The sequence below is a fragment of the Nocardiopsis protaetiae genome, assembly GCF_045446735.1.
Classification (GTDB): domain Bacteria; phylum Actinomycetota; class Actinomycetes; order Streptosporangiales; family Streptosporangiaceae; genus Nocardiopsis; species Nocardiopsis protaetiae.
In genome coordinates this window covers 1-10,994 of the sequence record NZ_JBJJBV010000222.1, presented here as the reverse complement: position 1 = coordinate 10,994, position 10,994 = coordinate 1, and the positions used below count along the sequence as shown (strand labels likewise).

Here is a 10,994-nt window from a genome sequence, read left to right as displayed (position 1 = left end):
AGGACCTGACCACCCTGGTCGACGGCCCCGCCTGGCGCGCCCGCCTCCACGACGGACCCATCTTGCTCGGCCACCTCGCCAACGACGGGAACGGGGCCACGGTGTTCGAGGCTGAGGACCGGTCCGCGCGCCGGGCTATGGACGACTTCGTTGCCGGGTGCCGTCTGCCGTGGGACCGGGAGAACACCGAGCCGTTGGCGGAGTTCGTCTACGACCTGCTCAAAATCGAACACGACCAAGCCACTGCGGTCGCCACCGCCCACCGGCAGTGCCGCTACCTGATCCGGGCCGCACCTCTGGGGTTCGAGATGTACGACGGCCCGATGATGCTCCCGCTCACCGTGGCCGGCGGGGTGTTCCCCGACTACCGGCGAGCATATGAGGCGGCCTTGCGGACGGAGCTTCCACCTCGGGTGTTCCGTGTCGAGCTGTGGATGGGCCAGACCCGGGGGTGGGTGCGGATCCGACCCGCACCGGATGTTTCCTAGCGTCACACGCCCAGGACCGGGGCGGGGGTTTCCCGGCGCTGGGCATGAAGAAGGGCCGGGGGTGACCCCCGGCCCTCGCGGTGTGACCTGCGACCAAGCAAAGCCAAAACCGCTGCATCGAGAATAACCCGATGGCGTACTCGGGTCACCCCCACCGGTAGGCGATGTAGCGCCCCACGAACCGGACCAGGACGATCACGCTCATGCACCCCCAGGCCAGGGCGGCGAGCTGTATCACCGCACGGAGATCGATTTCCCACCCCCAGGACCACGCGACCAGCAGGAGGACGAGGAACCAGAGGACGCCCATGGGCGCGTCGTGCCTGTCCACCAGTGTGGGGAACTGCTTCGGAGGCATGGTCATCACAGGTCTCCCGTGGATGAGGGGCGGACGGCGCTCATGAACCGAGGGCTGTAGAACGGGCCGTCCACGGGTTCCACGCGGACGGTCTGCCCGCTGGAGGGGGCATTGGCCATCTGACCGTCGCCGACGTAGATGGTCACGTGGGTGGGCGGGTCCCCGGGGGCGTAGGGGCGGGTGTCGTAGAACAGCAGATCCCCGGGCGCGAGGGCGTCGAGGGGGACGCGGGTGCCGGCGTGGAACTGGTCGGTGGTCACCCGCGGGATGGGCACCCCGGCGGCTTCCCAGGCGCGCATGGTCAGCCCGGAGCAGTCGAATCCGTCCGGTCCGGTCCCGCCCCACACATAGGGTTTGCCGACCTGCTCCAGCGCCCATTGGGCGGCCGCATATCCGGCCTCGCTGCCCGCGCCGCCGCCGATGCCGGTGCCGGGGTGGGCGGCGGTGTAGGCGTCGATCTCGCCCATGACGTCGTCCACGTACCAATCCGCGTGGTTGTACCGGAACAGGGCGGCTTCGAGCTGTTCACGGTCGGTGAAGTTCACCTTCTGGTGGGGGTGGTCGGGGTGGCTGGCACACAGCTCCACTGCCGTGGCCGCCACCGAGTCGAACACGTTGTGCGGGTCCTGCTCGCCGTCGCCGTTGCCGTCGACCCCGTAGCGGTGCCAGTTCGCCGGGAGGTGCTGGGTCACCCCGACGGCCGCGTCGTAGACGGTGTCGCCGTCCCAGACGCCGCCGTCGGTGTCGTGGTGGGGGGTGAAGTTGCCGCCCACGCCGCTGCCGTCCAGGACGGGGCCGACCACGGGCGGGTCGGTGTCCCCGGTGGGGGAGATCGCGCTCCCGGCCGCGTGGTCGGATTCGACCGCGCCGATGCCGGCGAGGATCTGCCAGCGCACCCCGGTGCACTGCGGGTGGTCGGCGTCCAGAGCGCGGGCCCCAGCGAGATAGGCGTCCAACAGCACCGGGTGAATACCCTCTACCTGGTCGGGGGCGGCCCCCTGGTGGGGGTCCTCCAGCAGAACGCCGAGCAGGGAGACGACCAGTCCGATCGCCAGCGGGACGGCGACCAGGGCGCATCCGCAGCCGAGGGGGTTACCCATCACCGTCCTCCTCCCACCCCGGAAGGGGCGGCTGCACCACCGCCTCCCCGGGGTTCAGCTCCGAGAGCCGGAACCGCTGCCCACTGGGGTCGTTGAGCAGCGCCCACACGGCGTCAGCGGGGTGGGCACCGTGCACCGCGGTCGCGGCGGCCACCGGCGGGCGGGGGATGCGAGTGCGCAGGTTCCGCTCCCGGGCGGTGGTGGGCACCCACAGCAGGACCACGCCGCGGTGGCTGGTGACCCGCCGCAGCTCGGCGTAGGCGTCGAGTTTGGCGGCCAGTCGGCGCAGGGGTTCGGTGCCGGTGTCGTACTCCAGGTAGAAGGAGGTGGTGCGGTCGTCCTCGGTCCAGGTGCCTGCGGCGTCGGGGCGCACGATGTCCCCCCACCGGGCCTCGCACTCGGCGGCGGTCTGCCATCGCAGGCGGGTGGTGTGGCGGCGGGTGTGGGCGGCCAGCGCCACGAACACGTCATTGGTACCGACGGTGTGGTTCAGGCTGGCCCGGTAGGCCAACGCGAGGGCCCGGTCGCGCCGGTAGCCCAGCTCCCGCACCGTGGTCCCCTGGCGGGCGGCGAGGAGTTCGGCGCCGGGGGCGTCGAGCACGTAGTGCCAGGGTGCGGACCCGATGGGGGTCCAGGGCCGGAACCGGTCCAGCGCCCGCAGCCGGTACAGGCTGGCCAGGCGCTGTTTGGCGGTGCTGTAGGAGTCGAAGAACAGCGCGGCCAGCTGGTGGGTGGTGAAGGTGCGGTGCTCCCAGAGCATGCGCATGATCTCCACATCCCGGGGGGTGACCCGGCGGATGAGGTGCCGCAGCACCTCGGGGGAGGAGCGGGGGCGGGGGAGCGGGTGGTGGTCGGGGCGAGGACGGGTGGTGCGCACAGGTTCTCCTTCGGACGGTTTTCACTGGTGGACGTGGGTGCGGGCGGCTTTGCGCACGGCGGTGGCCCGCCCTTGGATCGGGGGCGGGAGCGGACGGGTGCGCAGGGTGAACGCGGGGGTGAGGGCGCCGTGGTGGACCAGCCGGGTAGCGGCCTGGAAGGCGGTCAGGTGGGACAGGTCGTGTTCGCCCAGGTGGGGTCGCATGTGGCGGGCCAGTGCCCGGGCGTCCTCGGGGGAGACGTCGAAGAAGACCTTGTTGCGGGCGTTAGCGGAGATGGCCTCCCGCAGGTCGCGGGGGAGCTGGGCCAAGTCCTGGTGGGCGAGCACCAGCCCGGCCCGGTAGGCGCGGGCCTCGGCGAGCATGTCCCCGATCCCGTAGGGCAGGGTCAGGAAGTTCTGGCATTCGTCGAGATAGATCGCCAGGTCGGCGCGATCGGACTCGCGCTGTCGGGCCCGGGCCAACACGGCGTTCCACACCTGCGACAGCAACAGCGACCCCAGCAACGAGGAGGTGTCCTCACCCAGGACGCCTTTGGGCAGGCGGGCGATGACCACCCCGCCGCCGTCCAGGTGGGCGCGCAGGTCCAGGCCGCGGTCGGTGGCCGCCAGCAGGTCCCGTGCGAACCCCCGCAACAGAACACTGCGGAGCTTGTTCATCAACGGGGCGATGGCGTGCGACCGTGCCGGCCCGGACTGCTCCTCGAACCACTCCCAGAACCCGCGCAGCACCGGGTCAGTGACGTGGGCGATAGCGCGGGCCCGGAACGAGGCGTTCTCCAGCAGACGGGGGATGTTGGCCAGCCCTGCGTCGGGGGTCCCGGCCAGGGTCAGACACGCCGATCTCAGGATGTCCTCGGTGCGTGGCCCCCAGGAGTCGGCGAAGATCCGCTTGAAGATCCCCGTGATGGTGTCCGCACTGCGCCCCTGGTCGTTGACCGCGAGCGGGTTCAATGCCGGTGGGGGCGCGTTGTCGTCGGGGTCGATGAGCACGACCCTCTCGATCGCCTCCTCGGGCATCCGTGACAGCAGCAGGTTGGACTCGCCCTTGGGTTCGATGAACACCACGCCTCTGTGCTTGCGGATGTCGTCCAGGGCCATGTTCAGCAGCAGTGAGGTCTTGCCGGTACCGGTGCCGCCGATGATGTGGCTGTGGTGGCGGGCGTCGGCCGCGCGCTGGCCGATCACCCGGCTCGGCCCGGCGTCGGAGGTGCCCAGCACCCGGGCATCGATGTCATCACCCGCCAGCCCGGGCGGGGGTGGGACCGGTTTGGCGGGGGCCCGCTCCAAGCCGGGAACGGCCTCGTCCAGCGGCAGGTGCGCCACCGCTGCCAGCTCGGCGACCGAGAGCAGGTCACCGCGACGCAGGAACCGGAGTTCGGCAAGGCGGCCGGCCACCAGGGGGGTGCGTCGGCGCCGGTAGTGGTTGTAGGAGCTGAACGCACTGAACGATCCGGTGATCGCGTGGATGCGTCCGCGCCGCCGCTGCCGCTCGCGCGGGCTGTTGCCCGGGGTGGTGACCAGGTAACGGACCACCGTGTCCAGCCGGGGTCGGGTGCTCTTGGCCAGAATGGCGCGGATCTCCCCGGACACCTCCGGGCGCAGCGCCGCCCACCCAGCCGACCTGCGTCCGCTGCCGGGGGTGAGGGTGTCGAACATCCGCGAGGTCACGCTGTGGGAGGACCGCAGGTTCGCGGCGGCCTGGTTGGCCCGATGCAGGCGCACTCCGGTGACCGGGCGGGCGATGACCTGCACCAGGATCGTCTCCCCTGGCGAGGGGGAGGCGGCGGCACCGATCAGCCCCCGCAAGGGGTCTTCCTCGTGGGAGGTGGCCAGGGGGTAGTGGTCGGGACGGGCCAACCGCAACATCCCGCCCCGGCCCACACCTGAGAAGGACGCGGAGGTGGGGGAGGTGGTGGTCGACGCGCCGGGCCAGGTGGCCTCCACCGCCCGGCTCACCATTCGGGGTGGCAGACCCCCGGGCACCCACACCCGGATGCGTAGTCCGGCCTGGTCGATGATGTACTCCCACGCCACCGGCGGCTGCCCGAACAGGGTGCGTTTCCAAGCGGGGCGCAGCAGGCCGAGCATCTGCGTCCAGAACGCGGTGGCGTGATGGATCTCCGCGGTCGGGGGCGGCAGGATCTCCACCACCTGCGCCCCGCGCGTCCAGTGGTGGTGGCGCACCCACACCAGCAGCCGACCCCCCGCGACCAGCACACCCCAGACCACCGGTACCCACCACCAGGGCAGCACCGCCACACCGACGACCCCGATCAAGGTGGTGAGCACCTCGACCACACCGTCCAGGTCGGAGAGCGCGCTCACAGCCACTCCTCCTCGTCCTCCTCCAGGTCCGAGCCCGGGGGCGCGGACGTGTGCTCGGCGAGCTCGGCGGGGTTGGTGGTGACCAGCGCGTGTTCGGTGTCGCTGGCCACCACCCGGTAGGCCACCCTCAGGTCCGAGCCGCTGCACAGCAGCGCGTCCCCGGGTGAGGCGGTGAGCAGGAACTGGCGTTCACCGTCGGACAGGGAGAAGGCTTGCCCCACCTGGTCGATGGCCTGGGGTGCCTGCCGCATCAGGACCTGGGTGCTGGCATTGGCGATGATCGCCTGCCCGAGGTCGCTGCCGAGCACGTCGGCCGCGTCCTGGGTGGCGACGGTCAGCCCCGTCCAGCGCTTGCGGGCGGCCTTGGCCAGACGGAACAAAAAACGCGCGCCTTCGGACTCCTGCATGAGGGTCCATGCCTCGTCCACGAGGATCAGCCGCGGATGGGTGGGGGCGGCCTCGGCGACCGTCCGCCAGATCGAATCCAGCGCCAGCACGGTGCCCGTGGCTTTCAGCTCGTCGGGCAGTTGGCGCAGACCCCAGGACACCAGGTGCCCTTCCGGGCGGTGGGTGGTCGGCGCGCTGAACAGCTCCGCATAGGAACCGGTGACGAACGGCGCGAGCTGCACAGCCAGATCCTGAGAATGTTCCTCGGGGTCTTCTGCGAGGGTCGTCACCAGGTCTTTCAGTAGCGGTGCGGGCCGGGACCAGGTGTTCTTATCGGCGGTGATCCCGGCGGCCCGGTAGGCGGCCACCACCGCCCGATCCAGCGCCGCCCGCTGCCGGGCGGACAGGGCACCGCCGAGCATCACCCCGAGCAGAGTGTGCAGGAACAGCGCCCGCCTGCTGACGGCGTCGCGCCGTGCACTGCTGTCGACAGCGAGGTCGAGCGGGTTGAGATGGACCCCGGGTGCGCCGAGGCGGATCACGGTGCCGCCCACCGCGGTGGTCAGGCGGGTGTACTCGTCCTCGGGGTCGATGACGGCCGCGGTGACCCCCGCATACAGGGACCGCAGCAGGTCCACCTTGCAGAAGTACGACTTGCCCGCGCCGGACCTGGCCAGGACGACCGAGTTGTAGTTGTCCTGGCCCCACCGGTCCCACACCACCACCCCCGAGGAGGAGGTGTTGAGGCCATAGAGGATCGCCCGCTCGCTGGTCTGCACGGCCAGATCCGGGGACGCGAACGGGTAGGCGGCGGCGAGCGCGGGAGTGTCCATGCTGCGCCGCTGCTCCAGCAGATCCACGCCCACCGGCAAGGATGTGGACACCCACCCTTGGAGCTGGCGGTAGGAGGCGGGCCGGATGTCCACCAGCATGGAGGAACACAGCGTGCGAACGTGGTCGATCTCCTCGGCCAACACCTCTTCGGTAGGGGCGTGCACCACCAGATACAGCCCGACGCGGAAGAGCTTTCCTTCTCCCCTGGCCAGGGAAGCGGCCATCTCCCGGGCGTCCTCGGCGGCGACCTCCGCCTCGAAATCCTCCAGCTTGCCCTTCTCCGCCGTGGTCCGAGAGGAGGCCTCCAAGCGGGACATCTGCTTGCGCAGCCGGTCGGCGGCGGTCTGGGCGGGGATCGGGTCGATGTGCAGCGACACATCCAGCCGGCCCGGGTATGTCAGTAGCGGCTCCAACCACGCCTCACCGACCTCGGCCGGATACCCGGTCACCGTCCACGCCGCACTCACCCCGGAGCCCACACGCAGGTGCCGCACTCCGACCTCGACGTCGACGTCGACGTCGACGCCCATCGGACCAGGGCTGCGACCCGAGCGTGCGTCGGTGGTGTCCTCGGTCTTTTTCCTGGTGAACATCAGCCCTCCGCTCTTCCCTGGCCAGGTCCGGTGATCACGGCATCCGCAGGCGCGAGCCCATCGGGCGGACCGTGGCGGCTGGCGGGGGCGGCGGCCGAGACCAGCACCGCGTACGCCTCCGACCCGGTGAGCGTGCGGGCCCGGGTCCCGGCAGCGGCCAGCACCCGTACCGCGTCCTCGGCACGCCGCCGCACGGTTGCCGCCGCTCGGGAGACGTCACCGACATCGCGCACCACCACCAGGACCTGCCGCCGCAGCAGGGACTGTGAGCGCGCCAGGGCGGCGAGGTGGTCGGCGTGGTCGCGCGCGGCGGCCTCCAACGCCGGATGCGGCAACGCGGGTGCCGCCCGGTCGAGTGCGTCCACCAGCGGATCCAGACGAATCGCCTCGGCGCGGATCACGATCTGCACGGGGCTGGTAAGGGAGTTGAGGTAAGAGGCGAACCCGTTGACCAAGCCCGCCTGTTCGGCGGGGGTGCGCAGGGAGAAACTCACCGTTGTGCACGACACCAGCGCGACGCAGCCGTGCTCGCCCAGGTCCACCACACCGTCATCGCCGATCGCACGGACCGGCAGGTCCCACGGAGACGGGAGCGGCGGGGTGTCGGCGCGAATCCAGGACGGCATCGGGGTCACGTCCCCGATTCCGCTGGCCCGTCGTTTGGGAGAACGGGCGAAGGCCAGGGCGGCGAGCAGCAGCCGGTCCAGACTCAGGCCGTCCCGGTGCACCAGGGCAGCGGCGGTCGCCGCACCCATCACCGGGACGGCGGCCACGGCGATCACCAGCGGATGCACCAGATGCCCCAGACCCTGGTAGGAGGTCCACAGGGCCATCCCGGGGACACCGATGATGACCAGTTGCCTTGCGGTGAGCCCGGCCAGGATCTTGTCTTCGCGTTCCACATCGGCGGGCATGCGCACACGCGCCATCACGACCTCCGTCTGGGGTGGTTCGGGGGTGGGGGATCGAACAGGGCAGGCTGCACCGGACGCCTGCGGGGCGGCGGTAGGCGGCGGGCCTGCGGCAGCGGCTCTTGCCGCGGCACCGGCTCACGCCACTGCGGCAACGCGTCCTGTTGCCACCGCACCGGTCGGGTCGGGGACAGCGGGGGCTGGAAGTAGCGGCGCCGCTCCCGCAACCGGGCCTGGACGGGGCGGTCGATCTGCCGGTCGATCCCCGGCAACGCCTCCTGCCGGTAGGGGAGGTTGCCGTCGAAGTTCGGCAACTCCGGCTGCACCCACACCCGGCGGGGACGAGGCGGGGCCGGTGGCGCAGGTGCGGGGGCGGTTCCCGCACGCCCAGTGGCCGTTGAGGCGGTGCGGCCGGTTCTGGTGGTGCGTGCTGCGGCCATGGCCTTGCCGATGTTGCGGAAGACCAGGAGCGCGGCCACGGTCTTGACCGCGCGGACCGCCGGGGAGGCCTGGAGGTTGAACACCTGCTTGAACGCCCAGAACGGGATTCTGATCAGCACATACAGGCACACGATCAGCAGCAGGACATCAAGGATGTTCCCGGCCCCTTGGGCCAGGTCGCCCAAGGCGCTCTCGCGCCCCAGGAACACGGTGACCATGATCCGCAGCACCAGCGCCTGACCGATCTGGACCACCAGCAGCGCGCCCATGGACCGCCACCACATACGGGCGACACCATCGGTCTGGGGCAGGGCGTGGCAGGCCAGCGCGAGCGGGGCCACCGCGGTCAGCAGCCACCACAGCAGGATCCTCAGCAGCAGCGCGAGCACGAAGAAGAACCACAGCAACGACGCGACGAGCATCATCAACACGATGGTCAGCAGCTCGCCGACGGGGTTGCCCAGGACCCGACCCACGGTCGCGGAGAGGTTCTCCACCGTCACGGCCCCGTCCATCATGTTCACCGAGATGCCGTTGCCCAGCTCCCGCATCAGACCGGCGAGCAGATAGGAGGCGTTCGCGGCGACGAACCCCAACACCAGACGGGGAAGGGTCTCCCTCAGAGCGGTGGAGGTCTGGACGGTCTGGTAGCTCATCACCAGCACCCCGGCGGCGACCACCGCGAGCACGTACAGCGAATTCGCCACCGTCTGGGAGGTCTCCCACGCCTGCCGCACCCCGTCGGTGGGCGGGGGCGTGAACAACGCAGGAAACACCGCCAGCTCCAGGGCGGTGTTGATCAGGTCGGCGATCAGACCGACCACCCACAGGTACACCCCGACGGTGATGCGGCAGGAGTAGTCGACCAGCCCGCACTCCTGCGGGTCGGTGGGCGGAGGATCAGCAGGGGGAACCGCTTCCACCGGCACCACGGAGGCCTGCGCCGAGACAGTGGTGACCGCCAGCACCACCACGACCACGAGGACGGGCACACCGACCCGGAGCGAGGTCACGACAGCCCCACGAACCCGCGCAGGATCTCCACCAGGATCGGGGCGAGCACGGCGACCAGGTACCCCAGGGCCGAATACTTCAGGGTGTCCTTGGCCTTGTTGACCTCGCCCGGGTCACCGCCGGCCAGCAAATAGCGCAACCCGCCGACGGTGAGCAGCAGGGTCGCGAACGCCACCAGCAATCCGACGATCCAGTTGCGGATGTTGGTGATGACGGTGTCCAGATCGGTGACACCGGGGTCGGTCTCCTGCGCCCACACGGGCAGGTCGGCGCCCAGGACGACCGTCCCCACGACGGCCACCAGCACAACGGGCACCACGCCCTTTTTCAGGGTCTTCATGACCTCCGCCTCGAAATCGGTGAGGACCCACAGAAAAACCCCGAGCATGCCGATTAAGAGGCCGGAGCGAAGGGCCGAACCCCTCCCTTCTCAAAGGTTGTACCGACGGCGATCGACACGACCTTCGCTCCGGCTCGGGTGATTCCACTGCGGGTAAGGAGGAACCCTCCTCACCCTTCAAGAGGAATTCAGGACCCGAAATCGCTCATCGGACCGGAGAAATCCCCGGACCGCAGAGCAGGGACGAGCCTGTCCTCCGCCGCCTTCCGCCACCGCCGCGCGGTGATGTAGGACAGCCCCATCTCCTGGGCCACCTGCATCAACGCCGTGCGCTCCAGCCGCGTGCGGGCGATCAGCTCGGCCTCGGCGGGCGAGAGCACACCCGAGGCCACGGCATCGGCCAGCACACTGACCGGACCCCTGCCACCCGCATCCACCACACCGAGGGACAACGAAGCGGGGACAGTGACATGACGGCGGGCATCGCGCGCGTGCAGGTACCCCCACCGGTTGGCGGTCCCGGAGGCCGCCGACCACAACCGCTCACCGACCCCGCCCACCCCGGCAGGCAAAGAGCGGACCAGCTCCAGCACCGCGGTGATCATCTCCGCCTCCACATCGGCCCTGTGCGCGGTCGGCACCCGCGCATACCGCGAGCACGCCACCACCATCCGCGGCAACACCGCACCCACCGCGAGCACCGTCCAGGCCGCCTCCCCCGCCCGGGAGAGAGCGAACACCCGGTGCCACAACGGGTCGGCGACCTCCTGCGGCGCGTGCCGGAGCAGATCGACCACCTGCGCGGCCTTCAACCGGCCGTCTCCCCTCGGCTCCGGCGGCACCAGCACCGGCTGTCCCGGATCCGTGGTGAGCGACTCCACCGATGTGCGCAACACCTCGAAAGGGCCGTTCTCGCGCTCCATGAAAGGACTCCCTTCGGTTTTGGGAGTTCCATGGAGCACAACGCGATCCGCAGAAAATGAGCAGGGGAAAACCACGCCCCGGAAGCAGAAGAACCGGCGTATGAAGCTGCGGACGAACGAATTCTGGTCTCCCCGTGTGCGGGCACAGCGAACGCAGCGCGTACGCGGCGATGAGCGAAATCGGCCCTCTCAGTCCTCTTGAAGGGTGAGGCGTTCGACACCGGCCGACATCGACATGAGACCACCACGCCCGCGGCTACTGATCTTTGATTATGCGGTTGACGGAAACGGTGAGGGTTCCAAGCCGACCGACTCGATGAACCCCCGCAGCAGATCGGTGCGCTTGCGCACCAGACGCAGATGCGCGTTGATCACCTGCTCCAAATCCTCCAGACTCCGGAAC

General features: G+C 70.2%; 10 protein-coding genes. 1 reads left to right on the top strand and 9 read right to left on the bottom strand.

Annotated elements, in window-relative coordinates:
- A partial coding sequence (locus tag ACJOT3_RS26390; RefSeq protein WP_406975808.1) for a hypothetical protein occupies nt 1-488 on the top strand: 488 nt, incomplete at its 5' end.
- Between the two features lie 145 nt (nt 489-633).
- On the opposite strand, the gene ACJOT3_RS26385 is transcribed toward ACJOT3_RS26390, so the two are convergent.
- The 9 genes from ACJOT3_RS26385 to ACJOT3_RS26345 all read right to left on the bottom strand — a co-directional run bounded on the left by ACJOT3_RS26385 (nt 634) and on the right by ACJOT3_RS26345 (nt 10,591).
- On the bottom strand, nt 634-852 hold the full coding sequence (locus tag ACJOT3_RS26385; RefSeq protein WP_406975807.1) for a hypothetical protein: 219 nt from the start codon (nt 850-852) through the stop codon (nt 634-636).
- Nucleotides 852-1,946, bottom strand: coding sequence for a C40 family peptidase (locus tag ACJOT3_RS26380; protein WP_406975806.1), 1,095 nt, complete (start codon nt 1,944-1,946; stop codon nt 852-854). Before ACJOT3_RS26380 ends, ACJOT3_RS26385 begins: the two co-directional genes overlap by 1 nt.
- A complete protein-coding gene (locus ACJOT3_RS26375) occupies nt 1,939-2,823 on the bottom strand; it encodes a replication-relaxation family protein (RefSeq protein ID WP_406975805.1) in 885 nt (294 codons plus the stop codon). Before ACJOT3_RS26375 ends, ACJOT3_RS26380 begins: the two co-directional genes overlap by 8 nt.
- Nucleotides 2,824-2,844: 21 nt before the next feature.
- The gene (locus tag ACJOT3_RS26370; RefSeq protein ID WP_406975804.1) at nt 2,845-5,148 is read right to left on the bottom strand and encodes a type IV secretory system conjugative DNA transfer family protein; all 2,304 of its coding nucleotides are present in this window, start codon (nt 5,146-5,148) and stop codon (nt 2,845-2,847) included.
- On the bottom strand, nt 5,145-6,962 hold the full coding sequence (locus ACJOT3_RS26365) for a VirB4 family type IV secretion system protein (RefSeq protein WP_406975803.1): 1,818 nt from the start codon (nt 6,960-6,962) through the stop codon (nt 5,145-5,147). The genes ACJOT3_RS26370 and ACJOT3_RS26365 overlap by 4 nt, the downstream gene beginning before the upstream one ends.
- Entirely contained in the window at nt 6,962-7,891 is a 930-nt protein-coding gene (locus ACJOT3_RS26360; RefSeq protein WP_406975802.1) for a PrgI family protein, read from the bottom strand. The genes ACJOT3_RS26365 and ACJOT3_RS26360 overlap by 1 nt, the downstream gene beginning before the upstream one ends.
- Nucleotides 7,891-9,327, bottom strand: a complete 1,437-nt coding sequence (locus ACJOT3_RS26355; protein ID WP_406975801.1) for a TrbL/VirB6 family protein — start codon at nt 9,325-9,327, stop codon at nt 7,891-7,893. The genes ACJOT3_RS26360 and ACJOT3_RS26355 overlap by 1 nt, the downstream gene beginning before the upstream one ends.
- Nucleotides 9,324-9,668, bottom strand: coding sequence for a pilin (locus tag ACJOT3_RS26350; protein ID WP_406975800.1), 345 nt, complete (start codon nt 9,666-9,668; stop codon nt 9,324-9,326). The genes ACJOT3_RS26355 and ACJOT3_RS26350 overlap by 4 nt, the downstream gene beginning before the upstream one ends.
- A 188-nt stretch (nt 9,669-9,856) precedes the next feature.
- Entirely contained in the window at nt 9,857-10,591 is a 735-nt protein-coding gene (locus tag ACJOT3_RS26345; RefSeq protein ID WP_406975799.1) for a hypothetical protein, read from the bottom strand.
- Nucleotides 10,592-10,994: the final 403 nt, after the last annotated feature.